The following is a 17,754-nucleotide window of genomic DNA, read 5'->3' as shown; positions in this document are numbered from 1 at the left end:
GCGCAAATCTAATTTCAGAAGAATCTTTAACAAAATCTTCCAAACCGTTGGGTGAAAAGAACAACTCAAAATTGTAACTTTGCTTTTTTGCAAAAATTATGTTAGACAAAGACAATACCATTGAAGTTCAAGGCGCTCGCGTTCACAACCTAAAAAACATAGATATTTCCATTCCTCGTGAAAAACTGGTCGTAATTACCGGTCTTTCTGGTTCCGGAAAATCCTCCTTAGCTTTCGATACCATTTATGCCGAAGGGCAACGCCGTTATGTAGAAACTTTTTCTGCTTATGCACGTCAATTTCTGGGTGGCTTGGAACGTCCCGATGTCGATAAAATCGACGGACTTTCACCTGTAATTGCTATTGAACAAAAAACGACCAGCAAAAGTCCTCGTTCAACCGTGGGAACTATCACTGAGATTTATGATTTCCTGCGTTTATTATACGCGCGTGGTTCTGATGCGTACAGCTACAATACCGGCGAAAAAATGGTTTCCTATTCTGATGAGCAAATCAAAGATTTGATTATTCAAGATTTTACAGGGAAACGCATCAATATTCTAGCGCCTGTTATTCGGGCTCGAAAAGGACATTATGCAGAACTTTTTCAACAAATTGCCAAGCAAGGTTTCCTAAAAGTTCGAATAAACGGCGATGTGCTGGATATTACTTTGGGAATGAAATTAGACCGTTACAAAACACACGATATCGAAATTGTTGTGGATCGAATGGTGATTGAAGATACGCCAGATAACGAAAAACGTTTGACTGAAAGCATCAATACCGCGATGCATCACGGAGAGAATGTTTTGATGGTTTTAGATCAAGACTCTAATGAAGTTCGTTTTTTCAGTAGAAATCTGATGTGTCCAACCACGGGAATTTCATACCAGAATCCCGAACCTAATTTATTCTCTTTCAATTCCCCAAAAGGAGCCTGTGATCATTGCAACGGATTAGGAACAGTAAATGAAATTAACCCAAAGAAGATTATTCCAAACCCAAAATTATCCATTAAAGCGGGTGGTTTTGCTCCTTTAGGCGAATATAAAAGCTCTTGGATTTTTAAGCAACTGGAAATCATAGGAGAAAAATACGGTTTCAAATTGACTGATGCGATAGAAACCATTCCTGAGGAAGCAATGGAAATGATTTTGAATGGCGGAAAAGAGAAATTCACCATCAACTCCAAAGATTTAGGCGTTGCCCGAGAATATAAAATTGATTTTGAAGGGATATCCCATTTTATCAAAAATCAACATGACGAAAGTGGTTCAACAACTATAAAACGTTGGGCGAAGGAGTTCATGGACGAAATAAAATGTCCTGTTTGTGAAGGTTCCCGTTTGAAAAAGGAAGCAATGTTCTTTAAAATCAATGAAAAAAATATTACCGAATTATGTGATATGGATATTTCGGATTTGACAGCTTGGTTTTTAGATTTGGAAAATCATTTATCTGATAAACAAAAGCGTATCGCTACTGAAGTAATCAAAGAAATTAAGGATCGATTGAACTTCCTGATGAATGTCGGTTTGGATTATTTGGCTTTAAGCCGAAGCTCAAAATCACTTTCCGGTGGCGAAGCGCAACGCATTCGATTAGCAACACAAATTGGTTCGCAGTTGGTGGGAGTTTTGTATATTTTGGATGAACCTAGTATTGGTTTACACCAAAGAGACAATGATAAACTGATCCATTCCCTCGAACAATTACGCGATATTGGAAACTCGGTAATTGTGGTGGAACACGATAAAGACATGATCGAACGTGCGGATTATGTGATTGATATTGGTCCAAAAGCAGGGAAATACGGTGGAGAAATTATCAGTAAAGGAACGCCTGCCGAAATCCTGAAACATCATACCATTACGGCGATGTACATGAATGGCGAGATGAAAATTGAAGTTCCGGCAAAACGTAGGGAAGGAAATGGAAAATTTCTAAAACTAACCGGAGCAACAGGAAATAACTTAAAAAATGTTTCGATAGAATTGCCTTTGGGCAAAATGATTTGTGTGACCGGAGTTTCGGGAAGTGGAAAATCGACTTTAATTAACGAAACGCTCTACCCTATTTTGAATGCCTATTATTTTAATGGTGTCAAAAAACCACAACCGTATAAAAAAATTGAAGGATTGGAACATATCGATAAAGTGATTGATATTGACCAAAGTCCGATTGGGAGAACTCCAAGAAGTAATCCGGCAACTTATACCGAAGTTTTTACTGAAATCAGAAATCTGTTTACGATGACTTCCGAGAGTATGATTCGGGGATATAAAGCGGGACGATTCAGTTTTAATGTCAAAGGCGGACGCTGCGAAACCTGTGAAGGTTCAGGGGTACGAACCATAGAAATGAACTTCCTGCCTGATGTGTATGTAGAATGTGAAACCTGCCAAGGGAAGCGTTTTAACAGAGAAACATTGGAGATTCGATACAAAGGAAAATCCATTTCTGATGTGTTGAATATGACGGTAGATGAAGCGGTTCCGTTTTTTGAAATGATTCCGAAGATTTACAGAAAAGTAAAAACCATTCAGGATGTTGGTTTAGGATATATTACACTTGGACAACAAAGCACGACGCTTTCCGGTGGCGAAGCACAACGCATCAAACTGGCTGGGGAATTATCCAAAAAAGATACCGGAAATACCTTTTATATTCTGGACGAACCCACTACGGGCTTGCATTTTGAAGATATTAGAGTATTGATGGAAGTGATTAATAAACTGGTTGATAAAGGAAATACGATATTGATTATTGAGCACAATATGGACGTAATTAAACTAGCCGATTACATTATCGACATTGGCCCCGAAGGCGGAAAAGGCGGCGGACAGCTTATTGCGAAAGGAACGCCGGAAGAAATTATAAAAAATAAGAAAAGCTATACGGCGCAATTCTTGAAAAAAGAATTACTTTAGTAAAAGTTGAATTTTAACCCTGTTAGGGTTTTGAACCCAAACAGGGTTAAAATAAAAAATAAAATAATATGAGATTAGAAGATTTTGACAATGACGAGGATAAAGTAATCCAAGACCGACTGAAGAGAAAGACTTGGAACGAGATTAGAACCAATGATAGTTGGGCAATTTTTAAAATTATGGCCGAGTTTGTAAACGGTTATGAAAGCATGGGACGCATAGGTCCGTGTGTTACCATCTTTGGATCGGCAAGAACAAAACCCGAAGATGCTTATTATTTATTGGCAGAAAAAATTGCCTATAAAATCAGTAAAGCCGGTTATGGCGTGATTACAGGCGGTGGTCCAGGAATTATGGAAGCGGGAAATAAAGGCGCACATCTTGGCGGAGGAACTTCAGTGGGATTGAATATTGAATTGCCTTTTGAGCAACATTTCAACCCGTATATTGACAGCGATAAAAACCTGAATTTTGATTATTTCTTTGTTCGAAAAGTAATGTTTGTCAAATATTCCCAAGGTTTTGTGGTGATGCCGGGTGGTTTTGGAACGATGGATGAATTGTTTGAAGCAATGACGTTGATTCAAACTAAAAAAATTGCACGATTCCCGATAATATTGGTGGGTACCAGCTTTTGGGCCGGATTAATCGAATGGATAAAAACGGTTTTAATAGAAAAAGAACATACGGTAAGCCCTGAAGATTTGAATTTATTTAAAATAGTTGACACCGAAGATGAAGTGGTTGATGTGTTGGATAAATTCTATAAAAAATACGATTTAACTCCAAATTTTTAACAAAAAAGCTGTCTAATTGACAGCTTTTTTTATGTTAATTAGGCAGTTTTTATAGTGTTTTAATCTAAAAAAAAAGTATATTTATTTTTTTAATAAAATTAAGATCAGAACTTGAACTCATTCTTTAAAATTACGCTTTACACTCTTGTTTTATTGCTTTCAATAAAACAATATGCACAACATCGTTCTGATATAAAGGCAGAGTTAAATGCGGAGAATAAAACTTTAAAAATTCAACAACAAATTATTTTTTTCAATCAGTCAGATGATACCTTAACCTCGATTGTATTGAATGATTGGAACAATGCTTTTTCAAATAAAAACACCCCTTTAGCCAAACGCTTTTCTGATGAGTTTTTTAGAGGTTTCCATTTAGCCAAAGAAGAAGAACGTGGAAGTACGAAAAATGTAACCATTTTAGCTGTAAATAAATCAGTTTTGTTCTGGGAAAGAACAGATAAAAATCCAGATTTAATTGAAGTTAAATTAACTGAGAATTTACTTCCGAATCAGAAAATCGTTTTACACCTTACTTATGTCACTAAAATACCCAGCGATAAATTTACAAAATATGGGTACAATAATAACGGAACTATACATCTTAAAAACTGGTTTCTTACGCCAGCCCGTTATGAAAACCATGATTTCTTACGGTACAGCAATACTAATTTAGATGATATCGCCAATGCCTATTCCAGCTTTGAAATTGATTTAAAAACACCTAAAAACTTCGAAGCCATTTCTGATTTAAAAAGCATTAAATCAACCGCTAATGAAACTTATTTAAGCTATAAATTATCTGGGAATAACAGAACTAATTTTAGCGTGATAATAGAACCAAAAACCCATTTTGAAAGTTATAAAAATAGTGCTGTTGAAGTAGTCACAGATTTGAAAAACAATAAATTGAATACTATTCAAAAAGCGATTGTAATAGATCGAGTTGTGAATTTTACAAACGATTTAATTGGAAAATATCCTCATGAAAAAATTATTGTTTCTCAAACGGATTACGAGAGAAATCCTTTTTATGGATTGAATCAACTTCCTTCTTTTATAAGTCCGTTTCCAGATGAATTTCTTTTTGAAATTAAATTTCTGAAAACCTATCTGAATGAATACCTAAAAACAAGTTTACAATTAGACCCCAGAAAAGACAACTGGATCTATGATGGTTTGCAGGTCTATGCCATGATGAAATATATGGATGAAAATCACCCCAACACTAAAATGATGGGGAGTTTGTCTAATATCCGACTATTGAATAGTTTTAATATTGCTAATATTGGGTTTAACGAACAGTATAGTTATTTCTATATGCTGATGGCTCGAAAAAATCTGGACCAACCGCTTGGAGATCCTAAAAACACTTTAATAAAATTTAATGAACAAATAGCCAGTAAATATCGTGCGGGATTAAGTATTCGGTTTTTGGATGATTATTTACAAAATAATGCAGTTACAACCAGTATAAGACAATTTTACAATCAAAATCAGATAAAACAAGTTTCCAGAACTGATTTTGAAACCATACTAAAATCAAATACAGATAAAGACATTAACTGGTTTTTTAATACCATTATTAATTCCAGAGCTATTATTGATTATAAATTTTCGAGCGTAACAAAAACCAAAGACAGTATCACTTTTTCAGTTAAAAACAAAACAGGAGCTCCTATTCCTATTCCTGTTTATGGCACAAAAAAAGGCGCAGTTGTTTTTAAACAATGGCTGGATATTCAAGAACGCGACAGCACTTTTACAATTCAAAGAAAGGGTGCTGATAAAATTGTTTTAAATTTAAAAAATGAAGTCCCTGAATATAATTTAAGAAATAACTGGAAAAAACTGGATGGTTTTTTTCCGAATAACCGTCCGGTTAAGTTTGTGCTTTTGAAAGATTTAGAGGATCCGTATTACAATCAAGTTTTATACGTTCCTTCTATATATTATAATTTATACGACGGAATAACTCCAGGATTACGATTGCATAATAAAACTATTTTAGAGAAGCCTTTCACATTTGACATCAATCCGTCCTACTCTACTAAATCCAATAATTTATCCGGGGCAGCTTCATTTGCAGTCAATCAAAATTATCGAAACAGCACGCTTTACAATGTAAAATATTCTATTAGCGGCTCTTACTTTCATTATGCGCAAGATGCTTCTTACTTTAGACTAAATCCTATGGTTCAATTGCGAATTCGGGAGCCTAATTTCAGAGACAACAGAAAACAACTGATTCTCTTGCGACAAGTTATTGTAAACAGAGAAAAAAGCGCTTTTGCAATGGACAACTCTCCATCCAATTATTCCATTTTTGATGCACGCTATGTGAATACAAAAACGGAAGTAACGAATCATTTCAATTTTAGTTCCGATATTCAAATCTCGGGAAAATTTGGAAAAGTTACCGGCGAAATAGAATATAGAAAGCTTTTTGAAAACAATCGCCAAATTAATTTACGATTCTATGCGGGAAGTTTTTTATACAATAAAACTGAAACTGATTTTTTTAGTTTCGCATCCGACAGACCTACCGATTATTTGTTTGATTATAATTACTTTGGACGATCAGAAAGCACTGGTTTTTACAGTCAACAATTCATAATGGCAGAAGGTGGCTTTAAATCAAAAATGGATACGCCATACGCCAATAGATGGATTACCAGCTTAAATGCAAGTGTGAGCGTATGGAACTGGATAGAAATTTATGGAGATATTGGTTTTATTAAAAATAAAAACCAAAATGCAAAGTTTTTATACGACAGCGGTATTCGCCTCAATCTCGTCACAGACTACTTTGAGTTGTATTTTCCTATATATTCTAACAATGGATGGGAAATAGCACAAAATAATTATAATGAGAAAGTACGATTTATGGTTACTTTTTCCCCTAAAACATTAATCAATCTTTTTAATCGAAAATGGTTCTAATCCAAAACAATTATCATCATTTATTAAACTATTCTCATTAAAATACAAACAAAATTACACATAGTAAAAAAATAAAGTTCTTTTTATTAGAATAAATCGAAATAATTTAATTTTATTTTTTCAATGAACTATGAAAATAGCTAGTTTTTAAGTAAATTTGCCACACAAAGTTATACTTTTCAATTATGATAAAAGAAAAAACCAATACTACATTGACATTTGAAGATTTCAAAATCGAGGTGTTGAAAGACTATAAATTAGCTATAATCAGCAGAGAATGCAGTCTTTTAGGACGTAAAGAGGTATTGACTGGAAAAGCTAAATTTGGCATTTTTGGTGATGGAAAAGAAGTGCCACAGCTAGCAATGGCAAAAGCCTTCAAAAATGGTGACTTCCGTTCAGGATATTATCGCGATCAGACTTTTATGATGGCTATTGGTGAATTAACTATCCAACAATTCTTTGCCGGATTATATGGTCACACCGATATTGAACAAGATCCCATGTCGGCAGGAAGACAAATGGGTGGTCATTTTGCCACGCATAGTTTAAATGAAGATGGTTCTTGGAAAGATTTAACAAAACAAAAAAATTCAAGTGCTGATATTTCTCCTACAGCCGGGCAAATGCCTCGATTATTAGGACTTGCTCAAGCTTCAAAAATATACAGACAAGTTTCCGTAATACCAAATGCAGCTAATTTTTCTAATGAAGGAAATGAAATTGCATGGGGAACTATAGGAAATGCAAGTACATCTGAAGGTTTATTTTTTGAAACCATAAATGCTGCAGGTGTATTACAAGTACCTATGGTTATGAGTGTTTGGGATGATGAGTATGGAATTTCTGTCCATGCAAAACACCAAACTACTAAAGAAAATATTTCTGAGATTTTAAAAGGATACCAAAAAGAAAAAAACACTAATGGTTTTGAAATACTAAAAGTAAAAGGTTGGGATTATGCTGACTTGATTGCTACGTATGAAAAAGCAGCTGATATTGCTCGTGAAAATCACATTCCTGTCCTGATTCACGTAAATGAATTGACACAACCACAAGGACATTCCAGTTCAGGTTCCCATGAAAGATATAAAGACGCAAATCGTTTGGCATGGGAGAAAGATTTTGATTGTATCCGTCAAATGAAATTATGGATGATTGCCATTAATATTGCTTCGCCAGAAGATATTGATGCTATTGATGTTCAAGCCAAAAAAGATGTTTTAGAAGGCAAAAAAGCGGCTTGGAATGCATTTATTGAACCTATCGTTGAAGAGCAAAAAGAACTTGTCACTTTATTACAAAAAATTGCCGAAACCAGTAAAAACAAAGACCTGATTTTACAATTCACATCTGATTTAAATAGTATTAAATCACCTTTGAAAAAAGAAATTCTGGTTACTGCCCGAAAAGTATTGCGTTTAATACTGAACGAAAACAGTAAAGAAGAATTGTCGCATTGGATCACATCATATACGACTAAAACTCAAAAGAATTTTAGCAGCAACTTATTTTCAGAAACAGATTTAAATGTATTTTCTGTAGAAAAAGTTTTACCGGTATATCCTGAAGATGCTAAAGAAGATACGGACGGTCGCATGATTTTACGTGATAACTTTGATGCTATTTTTACAAAATATCCTGAAACATTGATTTTTGGTGAAGATGCCGGAGCCATCGGAGATGTGAATCAAGGTTTAGAAGGAATGCAGGAAAAATATGGAGAGTTGCGTGTTGCCGATGTTGGAATTCGTGAAGCAACCATATTAGGCCAAGGTATAGGAATGGCATTAAGAGGCTTACGCCCTATTGCCGAAATTCAATATTTGGATTACTTATTATATGCCATTCAAATCATGAGTGATGACTTGGCTACGTTGCGATACCGAACCGTTGGAAAACAAAAAGCCCCTTTAATTATACGTACTCGTGGTCATCGTTTAGAAGGAATCTGGCATTCCGGTTCTCCTATGGGAATGATCATAAACGCCATCCGAGGAATTCATGTGTTGGTTCCAAGAAACATGACGCAAGCAGCCGGATTTTATAACAGTTTGTTAGAATGTGACGAACCCGCTTTAGTCATCGAATGCTTGAATGGTTACCGATTAAAAGAAAAAATGCCTTTGAACTATGGCGAATTTAAAACTCCAATTGGGGTTGTGGAAACGTTGAAAGAAGGAAATGACATTACACTAGTTTCCTATGGCTCAACATTGCGATTAGTGCAACAAGCAGCAAATGAGCTTCTGGAAGTAGGTATTGATTGCGAGATTATCGATTTGCAATCGTTACTTCCATTTGATGTGAATCAAGATGTTGTAAAAAGTATTGCCAAAACAAATCGTCTTTTAGTAATTGACGAAGATGTTCCGGGTGGGGCTTCTGCTTATATTTTACAACAAATTATTGAGCAACAAGACGCCTATAACTATTTAGACAGTAAACCGCAAACCTTGACTGCAAAAGCACACAGACCTGCTTATGGAACTGACGGAGACTATTTCTCAAAACCTTCCGCAGAAGATATTTTTGAAAAAGTATACGGAATGATGCATGAGGTTAATCCTTCGAAATATCCAAGTTTGTATTAAAACATCTTAAATTATTAAAAAGCCAGACAAAATTCATTTTTTGTCTGGCTTTTTTGTTACGACACAAAATTATATTTTAGCACAAATATTTGTAATTCGTGACAACCTTTTTAGAATAGATGCTATAAAAATATAATCATACAATATATCTAAAAGGCATCCTTACTTTGTTTCTAATTTGGGTAATCAAAAAAAACTAGTTTTCACAATTAAAAGTTATAATGCTACTCTAAACTTTCAAAGTTTGCCTATTTTATTTTAAATTTAGAATTTATAAAAATTTACAAAAATATGACAGTACTGGAAACTATCTTAAAAGACATCCAAAACGTAAAAGTGATAGGCGAATCAATTGATTACAACGAATATATCCCTTTGGATTTATCCATTACAAATGAAGCTTTTAGAAAACACAATATTGATAATGCAAGCGATTTTGAAAAATACATTGAAAGCTATTTAGACGAAAACAATGTAAAAGTAGCTTTTGGAGGTTATAACGAAGTTAGAGATTTGTATAAACGAAGTGAAATTTTTAACGATTCTAAAACAGAAGAACGAAATATCCATATTGGTTTAGATTTATGGATTAAAGCTGAAACTTCAGTATTAGCGGCACTTGACGGATTTATACATAGTTTTAATTATAATACTGGTCTAGGTGATTATGGCCCAACTATTATCTTAGAACATAAAATAGAAAATCAGCGATTTTATACTTTATACGGGCATCTTTCGTTAGAAAGTATCGGTGCTATTGAAATTGGCGACATTGTTAAAAAAGGGCAACAAATAGCGACTTTAGGAAATGCTTCCGTGAATGGGGATTATTCACCTCATTTACATTTTCAGATTATAAAAAACATCGGAGATAATTTTGGAGATTACCCAGGAGTTTGTACCAAAAGCGATTTGGATTATTATTTAGAAAATTGTCCTGATCCTAATATCTTATTAAAAATTATATAAACATGAAAAAAATAATTATTGCCTTTAGTATTCTTCTGCTCATTGGATGTAAATCAAAAAAGGTTTTGACAACCACTGAACCAGAAAAAGCTAAAATTGAAAAACTTGGTTTATCCGAAGTTAACGAAAGTCAAAAGAATAAAGCGTATGAATTAGGGAAGAGAGTTTTAATGACGTGTAATACCTCAAAATTCAAGCCTTTCAACCAGAGTGAAGCGACAGCATCAGTAATTCAAAACACTACAGAGGAAAGATTGACAAAAACCTGCACTAGATTCCGCCAATATTATGGGACTTTTATAGATCTTCAATTAGTTGAAATCTATAAAAACAATTTTGAAGGAACAACTATTTTTCGCTATAAAGCACTGTATTCAAAAAAAGTAGCCAATAAAGAACTTCGTGTTTCAATGAATGAAGAAAATAAAGTTTCCTCCATTAAATCATTAGATTGGGTCACTCCTTTCTCAATGAAATAATTTCAAGTAATAGAACTGAATTCATAAAATAAAAAGTAATTCAAAAGAAAACTATTCACGGAATAATTTTTGTAAAATGTTGTATCCAAACAACTCATTTTTATAATGTTTTGTATGTAGTAATTTATTGCCCGTATTTCAAAATTATTACAGTTCAACAATACTGCGATTTTTATTAAAACTCAAATCACCCCTCTTTCTCGCTGTTTATTTTTAAATTTATATACATAAAAATAGCAACTAGATAAATCTGTTATAAAACCAGCCCTTTTTCAATTACCATTTTTTCTTCGAACGCTATATTATTAAATTAATAATGTGTGAATTATACAAATAAAAAAATTAGTTATATAAGTCCTTTTGATAAAATTTATTCGATTTTTACATAATCTGTTAAAAAAAATAATTTGAAACTATACATAAAATACATGGTCAGTAATCGCTGTAAAATGGCGGTAAAAGAGGAATTGAAAAAACTTGGACTACACTTCATTGTTGTTGATTTAGGCGAAGTTGAAATTATGGAAACCATTTCTATGGATCAGAGACAACGATTAAAAACGGTACTCTTAGATTCTGGACTTGAATTAATGGATGATAAGAAATCCATGCTAATCGAAAAAATAAAAAATGTAATTATTCAGATGGTTCATCATTCAACTGAAAATATTAAAATTAATTTTTCTGATTATCTGAGTCAACAATTAAATCACGATTACACGTATCTATCCAACTTATTTTCGGAAGTGCAAGGAACTACAATTGAACAATTTATAATTTCCCATAAAACGGAACGCATAAAGGAATTGATTATTTATGGGGAATTAAATATCACTGAAATAGCCTGGAAAATGAACTATAGCAGCGTTGCGCATTTATCCAGTCAATTCAAAAAAGTTACCGGTCTCTCTCCTTCCCATTTTAAGCAATTAAAAGATAAAAGGCGCAATCCGATTGAAGAAATTGGCAATTCGAATGATACAAATCATTAAAATGGAAAGAACAAGCAAGCACGCAATATACCAGAAGTTTGATTGAAGCCAGTTTAGATCCTTTTGTCACTATTAGTACTGAAGGTAATACAACTTGAGGAAATTTGTTTGCAAGTCTGTAGTGAATTAGAAGAAGAACTTAACTTAATGAAAAATACATAATGACAAAAAACGAAAATAAAATAAAAATTTTCCTGGTAGATGATGATGCGTTATTTTTAAAATCTTTAGAAATTGATTTTTTGGAGAATGCTGATTTTACCATTGAAACTTATTCCACTGGAGAACTCTGCATAGACAATATATCAAATAATCCTGATGTAGTAATTTTAGATTATCAACTTGATGGTATTGTAGAAAATGCTATGAACGGAATTGAAACATTAGATAGAATTAAAACCTTTAATCCTGAAATCCCAGTTGTAATGCTGTCTTCACAAGATAAAATTGAAGTAGCTATAAACTGTATGCACCATAAAGCATTTGATTATGTAGTGAAAAGTGAAACTGCTTTTGTACGCTTGCAAAAAATAATCACTACCATTTTTAAATATCAAAAAATAGAAAAAGAATTAAGTTGGTATATGGATAGAATGTAAATTTTATTCCTAATCACATTTTAATTTTGTTTAAATTTAATTAATAGATTTATATTAATCACTCCAGATTTGGTCAGAATTAAAACTAAAATTGTTTTAAAAAAAATGCATTATAAAGACACATCAGATTTGGAAATTTCATTGCTATTGGAAGCTATCTATCGGAAATATGGTTATGATTTCAGAGAGTATTCCCAAGCCCATATCAGGCGTAGGGTTATGAATAGAATGGCGGTATCGGGATTCGAAGATGTTTCTCAAATGCAATCTAAGGTTCTGAATGATGAACCATTTGCTTCTGAACTTTTACAGGATTTATCAATAACAGTAACCGAAATGTTTCGTGATCCTGCCTTTTATAGGTCATTGCGAGAAAAGGTTATCCCTATTTTAAAAACATATCCCTTTATAAAAATATGGCATGCAGGCTGTGCAACAGGAGAAGAAGCCTATTCTATGGCTATCCTTTTGCAAGAAGAAGGCTTGTATGACAGAACTACCATTTATGCTACTGATTTTAACCAGATGGCTTTGAACCGTGCAAAAGATGGGATTTTTTCGAACAAAATGATAAAAGAATACACTTCAAATTATCAATTGTCGGGAGGAAAAGAATCTTTTTCCAGTTATTATACTTCCAGTTATGATAACGTCATTATGAATCAATCATTGAAAAAAAATATTGTTTGGGCCAATCATAATTTGGTAACCGATAGTGTATTTGCTGAAGTACACTTGATATTATGCAGAAATGTGCTGATTTATTTTGATAAAAATTTACAAAACAAAGTCCAGACTCTTTTTTACAATAGCCTCATCAATGGAGGCGTTTTATGTTTGGGTTCCAAAGAAAGTTTACAGTTTACCGATTTGTATGAGGAATATATTGAGTTGGACACAAAGCAACGAATATTTAAAAAGAAATATTAAAAATGTATTATGAAGCAATAGTAATAGGGGTCTCTTCTGGCGGCATGAATGCTTTGAAAATTATATTCTCAGCCTTGCCGGTAGATTTCAATATACCAATTATCATAGTCCAGCATGTAGGGGCGCATTCCGATAGCCAATGGATAAAACTTTTAAATGAAAAAAGTCCTCTTGATATAAAAGAAGCAGATGAAAAAGAAAAAATTGAAAAGGGAAAAGTGTACTTCGCTCCACCCAATTATCATTTGCTGATCGAAAAGAATAAAACCTTTTCCTTTACCATAGACGAGCGTGTAAATTTTGCAAGACCCTCAATTGATGTGTTATTTGAATCGGCGGCCGAAGCCTATAAAAATAAATTAATTGGAATTGTACTTACTGGCTCTAATCATGACGGGACAAAAGGCATTAAACGGATAAAAGAATGTGGGGGTCTGGCAATTATTCAGGATCCAAAAACAGCAGAATCTGCTTATATGCCAAAGTCAGCAATTGCTGCTATTGTACCCGATTATATTTTATCATTGGAGGATATAGTCGAGTTACTAATACAAATAGATCAACAAAAAGAATAATTCTGATAAAATTTACAAATAGATAGAATGAAAATAACACTTGGAAAAAAAATAGTATTAGGATTTATTACTTGCGCTACGGTACTTTTAGTAGTTGCCATTTTCTCTTTTAAAAACAGTGAAAAATTTGTCGCTTCAAATACTTTGGTGAATCATTCCAATCAGGTATTATATGAATTCGAGCAAATACTGATGTCTTCCGTTGATGCTGAAACTGGCGTACGCGGATATGTCATTACGGGTGATGATAGTTTTCTGGAACCATTTTCATCTGCTAAAATAAAATCAACAGATCAGCTTGCTAAAATAAAGGAATTAACAAAAGACAATCCCAATCAGCAAAAGAACATTGAGGAACTTGCGAAAGAACTCAAAATGCGTTTTGATAATTTAAACAAATCCATAGCCATACGCAAAAACGATTTTGAAAAAGCTAGAGCATTTGTTGCTTCAGGCGAAGGAAAAAAAATACAAGATGAAATAAGAGAAATAATTAATAATGCCCAGGAATTAGAAAGTACATTACTTACTCAAAGGATACAAGAAAGTGAAGATGATGCCAGCAAGTTCAATATTGTTTTTGCTATTTTATTGTTAGTCATTGTTCTGATTCTTATCGTTGTATACACTATAGTTGCTGGGAATTTAAAAGCCCTTAAAAGCTCCGAATCAGAAAATGCTAATAAAAACTGGTTACTTACAGGCAACTCAGAACTTAATGAAAAATTAATAGGAGACCAAAGTATAGCACAGTTGGCAAATAGTACCATAAGTTTTTTATGTACGTATCTGAATGCCAATATAGGGGCTGTTTACCTATTAAATGATAAAGAAAACAAACTGATACTCAGCGGTAAATTTGCCTTTTCATCTGCTAAAGACACGAAAGAAAATTTTAATTTAAATGAGGGATTAATTGGTCAAGCTGCATGGGAACAGAAACAGATTTCTTTAACAGATATAGCTGAAGATCAAATACGCATCACTTCATCCGTTCTGGATGCAAAACCAAAAAATTTGCTCATAACTCCTTTTTTACTTGAAGGTAAAACGATAGGCGTAATAGAAATAGGCAAGCTTACTGATTTCAACGAAACAGAAAAAGAATTTATCAATGTTTCTATGAACAGCATTGCTATCAGCGTTAATACTGTTCAACAAGCTGCAGAAAAAGAAAAAAGAGCTGCAGAGTTAGCCATTGCCAACAAAGAACTTGCCTATCAAAATGACGAGAAAGAAAAAAGGGCAGCAGAGTTAGGAATTGCCAACAAAGAACTTGCCTATCAAAATGAAGAAAAAGAAAAAAGGGCTGCAGAGTTAGGAATTGCCAATAAAGAACTAGCCTTTCAAAATGACGAGAAAGAAAAAAGAGCAGCAGAGTTAGGAATTGCCAATAAAGAACTTGCCTATCAAAATAATGAAAAAGAAAAAAGAGCAGCAGAGTTAGGAATTGCCAATAAAGAACTTGCCTATCAAAATGATGAAAAAGAAAAAAGAGCAGCAGAGTTAGGAATTGCCAATAAAGAACTTGCCTATCAGAATGACGAAAAAGAAAAAAGAGCTGTAGAGTTAGGAATTGCCAATAAAGAACTTGCCTATCAAAATGATGAAAAAGAAAAAAGAGCAGCAGAGTTAGGAATTGCCAATAAAGAACTTGCCTATCAAAATGACGAAAAAGAAAAAAGAGCTGTAGAGTTAAGTTTTGCTAACAAAGAGCTTTCAAGTCAAGCTGAAGAACTTCAAATACAGCAGGAAGAGCTTAGACAGTTGAATGAAGAATTAGAACAACAAGCGCAAAATCTTAAACAGCAGCAGGAAGAACTTCAAATGACCAATGAAGAATTAGAAGAACAGACTCAGTCATTAGAAGAAAAAAACAAAGAAGTTGAAGCTTCAAAAAATAACATTGAACAAAAAACAAAACAACTTGAAATTAGCAGCAAGTATAAATCTGAATTCCTTGCAAATATGTCGCATGAGTTGAGAACACCGCTTAATAGTTTGCTTATTCTATCCAAAGATTTGTCAGAAAACAGAAAGAAAAACCTGGATGATGTTCAGGTTGAAAGTGCTGAAATAATTTATAAAAGTGGTCATGACCTTCTTGTGTTAATTAACGAAGTATTGGATCTCTCCAAGATTGAAGCAGGAAAAATGGCGGTAAATATTGAAAAAGTATCACTGAAAAACTTTACAGATAATCTCCTTCGCGATTTTAAACATCAGGCGGAACAAAAAGGATTGAAGATACTTTGCAAATTGGCCGCAGGTTTACCCGAATTTATCCACACCGATTCACAACGTTTGAATCAGATATTAAAAAATCTTTTATCTAATGCTATAAAATTCACCGAAAAAGGAAGTGTAATTATAAGTATGGACCCAAATACTGACACTACTTTGAACATTTCTGTTGCTGATACAGGAATTGGAATATCAGAAGACAAACAGACAGCCATATTTGAAGCTTTTCAGCAGGCTGAAGGCGGTACTTCCAGAAAATATGGCGGTACAGGATTAGGACTTTCTATTTCACGGGAACTTGCAAAATTACTCGAAGGAGAAATAAAAGTAAAAAGTAATTTAGACAAAGGATCCACTTTTTCACTCATTATTCCATTGGAAATACACCCTAGACAAGAGTCAGTCAATGAAATTCCTTTGAAACCTATTTCGTATGCACCACGCTCCGAAAATAAGATCAACTATCTAAATTATCCAACCATAAAAGATGATAGAGATACAATAAACACAGATGATAAAATAGTTCTCATTATTGAAGATGATCAAAATTTTGCTGCCATACTTTTAAAACAAGCCAACAAAAAAGGATTCAAATGTTTGTCGGCTTCTTCTGGAGAAGATGGTCTATTGCTTGCTTCAAAATACAAACCTCAAGCAATCATTCTCGATATGGGTTTGCCAGGAATCAATGGGAAACAAGTATTACATGAATTAAAAGTAAATCCTTCCATAAGGCATATACCGGTGCATATTATTTCTGCAAATGACCGTTCGCTGGAACCAATCAGAGAAGGTGCAGTAGAATATCTAATGAAACCGATATCTAAAGATGGTCTGGAAGAAGCTTTTAACAGAATTGAAAATTTTGTAAATAGAAAAATAAAAAACCTGTTGATTATTGAAGACAGTGAAAATTCCAGAAAAGCAATGAAAGTACTCATTGGTAATGGTGATGTAAAATGTTATGAAGCAGCAACAGGAAAAGAAGCTTTGGAATTGTTTGAACAGAATCATATCGATTGTATTATTCTGGACATTGGATTGCCTGACATGACTGGCTTTGAACTTATCCATAAACTGGAGGAAATAAAAGGTCATAACTTACCCCCTATTATTGTTTATACCGGAAAAGAGCTTACAAAAGAAGAAAATAATCTGCTTCACAAATATGCGGAAAGCATTATTATAAAAGGGATAAAATCCGAAGAACGATTGCTGGATGAAACTGCTCTTTTCCTTCACCGAACCATCAGCAATTTACCGAAATCAAAACAAATGATTATTAATAATTTGCATGATAAAGAAGCTATATTTCATTCAAAAAAAATATTATTGGTTGATGATGACATGCGAAATGTTTTTGCATTATCCAAAATATTACAAGAACGTGGAATGGAAGTCATAAAATCAGAAAACGGGAAGAATGCATTAAATATGCTGGAGGTGCATACTGACATTGATCTGGTATTAATGGATATTATGATGCCGGAAATGGACGGCTACGAAGCAATGAAACGAATACGATCTCAGATAAAATTCAGAAACTTACCTATAATTGCCCTTACCGCAAAAGCGATGAAAGACGATAAACAAAAATGTATTGATGCTGGTGCGAACGATTACATCACTAAACCTATTGATGTAGAACGCCTGTTATCATTGATGCGCGTATGGTTAAGTAAATAATAAAACAATAAGACAAAGG

General features: G+C 33.5%; 11 protein-coding genes. All 11 read left to right on the top strand.

Going from position 1 to position 17,754, the window contains the following annotated elements:
* Positions 1 to 98 precede the first annotated feature (98 nt).
* The 11 genes from uvrA (at position 99) to E0I61_RS06145 (ending at position 17,735) form a co-directional block, all read left to right on the top strand.
* Positions 99 to 2,930: an excinuclease ABC subunit UvrA gene (gene uvrA / locus E0I61_RS06195; RefSeq protein ID WP_132070128.1), complete on the top strand. Its 2,832-nt coding sequence runs from the start codon at positions 99 to 101 to the stop codon at positions 2,928 to 2,930.
* Positions 2,931 to 2,998: 68 nt separating this feature from the next.
* A complete protein-coding gene (locus E0I61_RS06190) occupies positions 2,999 to 3,727 on the top strand; it encodes an LOG family protein (RefSeq protein ID WP_131994063.1) in 729 nt (242 codons plus the stop codon).
* 153 nt (positions 3,728 to 3,880) lie between these two features.
* Positions 3,881 to 6,667 carry a gluzincin family metallopeptidase gene (locus tag E0I61_RS06185; RefSeq protein WP_235832073.1) on the top strand — a complete coding sequence of 929 codons (2,787 nt, stop codon included), beginning with the start codon at positions 3,881 to 3,883 and terminating at the stop codon, positions 6,665 to 6,667.
* 185 nt (positions 6,668 to 6,852) lie between these two features.
* Positions 6,853 to 9,261, top strand: a complete 2,409-nt coding sequence (locus E0I61_RS06180) for an alpha-ketoacid dehydrogenase subunit alpha/beta (protein ID WP_132070126.1) — start codon at positions 6,853 to 6,855, stop codon at positions 9,259 to 9,261.
* Between the two features lie 291 nt (positions 9,262 to 9,552).
* Positions 9,553 to 10,230, top strand: a complete 678-nt coding sequence (locus E0I61_RS06175) for a peptidoglycan DD-metalloendopeptidase family protein (RefSeq protein WP_132070124.1) — start codon at positions 9,553 to 9,555, stop codon at positions 10,228 to 10,230.
* A gap of 2 nt (positions 10,231 to 10,232) precedes the next feature.
* A complete protein-coding gene (locus E0I61_RS06170; protein ID WP_132070122.1) occupies positions 10,233 to 10,709 on the top strand; it encodes a hypothetical protein in 477 nt (158 codons plus the stop codon).
* 428 nt (positions 10,710 to 11,137) lie between these two features.
* Entirely contained in the window at positions 11,138 to 11,701 is a 564-nt protein-coding gene (locus E0I61_RS06165) for a helix-turn-helix domain-containing protein (RefSeq protein ID WP_131994326.1), read from the top strand.
* A 161-nt stretch (positions 11,702 to 11,862) separates the two neighbouring features.
* Positions 11,863 to 12,300 (top strand): response regulator, encoded by a 438-nt coding sequence (locus E0I61_RS06160; RefSeq protein ID WP_132070120.1) that lies wholly within the window; start codon positions 11,863 to 11,865, stop codon positions 12,298 to 12,300.
* A gap of 105 nt (positions 12,301 to 12,405) precedes the next feature.
* A complete protein-coding gene (locus tag E0I61_RS06155; protein WP_131994078.1) occupies positions 12,406 to 13,230 on the top strand; it encodes a CheR family methyltransferase in 825 nt (274 codons plus the stop codon).
* Positions 13,231 to 13,232: 2 nt separating this feature from the next.
* On the top strand, positions 13,233 to 13,805 hold the full coding sequence (locus E0I61_RS06150) for a chemotaxis protein CheB (RefSeq protein WP_132070118.1): 573 nt from the start codon (positions 13,233 to 13,235) through the stop codon (positions 13,803 to 13,805).
* 27 nt (positions 13,806 to 13,832) lie between these two features.
* On the top strand, positions 13,833 to 17,735 hold the full coding sequence (locus E0I61_RS06145) for a response regulator (RefSeq protein WP_132070116.1): 3,903 nt from the start codon (positions 13,833 to 13,835) through the stop codon (positions 17,733 to 17,735).
* The last annotated feature ends 19 nt before the right edge of the window (positions 17,736 to 17,754 follow it).

The organism is Flavobacterium ranwuense, assembly GCF_004349315.1.
GTDB lineage: Bacteria > Bacteroidota > Bacteroidia > Flavobacteriales > Flavobacteriaceae > Flavobacterium > Flavobacterium ranwuense.
Note: the sequence above shows the minus strand (reverse complement) of the source record. Positions and strands in the feature narration are given on the sequence as shown.

Excerpts from the sequence above, each read along its gene's own strand:
- E0I61_RS06170 (WP_132070122.1), top strand. The coding sequence starts at position 10,233 with ATGAAAAAAATAATTATTGCCTTTAGTATTCTTCTGCTCATTGGATGT.
- E0I61_RS06175 (WP_132070124.1), top strand. The coding sequence starts at position 9,553 with ATGACAGTACTGGAAACTATCTTAAAAGACATCCAAAACGTAAAAGTG.
- E0I61_RS06155 (WP_131994078.1), top strand. The coding sequence starts at position 12,406 with ATGCATTATAAAGACACATCAGATTTGGAAATTTCATTGCTATTGGAA.
- E0I61_RS06190 (WP_131994063.1), top strand. The coding sequence starts at position 2,999 with ATGAGATTAGAAGATTTTGACAATGACGAGGATAAAGTAATCCAAGAC.
- E0I61_RS06160 (WP_132070120.1), top strand. The coding sequence starts at position 11,863 with ATGACAAAAAACGAAAATAAAATAAAAATTTTCCTGGTAGATGATGAT.
- uvrA (WP_132070128.1), top strand. The coding sequence starts at position 99 with ATGTTAGACAAAGACAATACCATTGAAGTTCAAGGCGCTCGCGTTCAC.
- E0I61_RS06165 (WP_131994326.1), top strand. The coding sequence starts at position 11,138 with ATGGTCAGTAATCGCTGTAAAATGGCGGTAAAAGAGGAATTGAAAAAA.
- E0I61_RS06180 (WP_132070126.1), top strand. The coding sequence starts at position 6,853 with ATGATAAAAGAAAAAACCAATACTACATTGACATTTGAAGATTTCAAA.
- E0I61_RS06145 (WP_132070116.1), top strand. The coding sequence starts at position 13,833 with ATGAAAATAACACTTGGAAAAAAAATAGTATTAGGATTTATTACTTGC.
- E0I61_RS06150 (WP_132070118.1), top strand. The coding sequence starts at position 13,233 with ATGTATTATGAAGCAATAGTAATAGGGGTCTCTTCTGGCGGCATGAAT.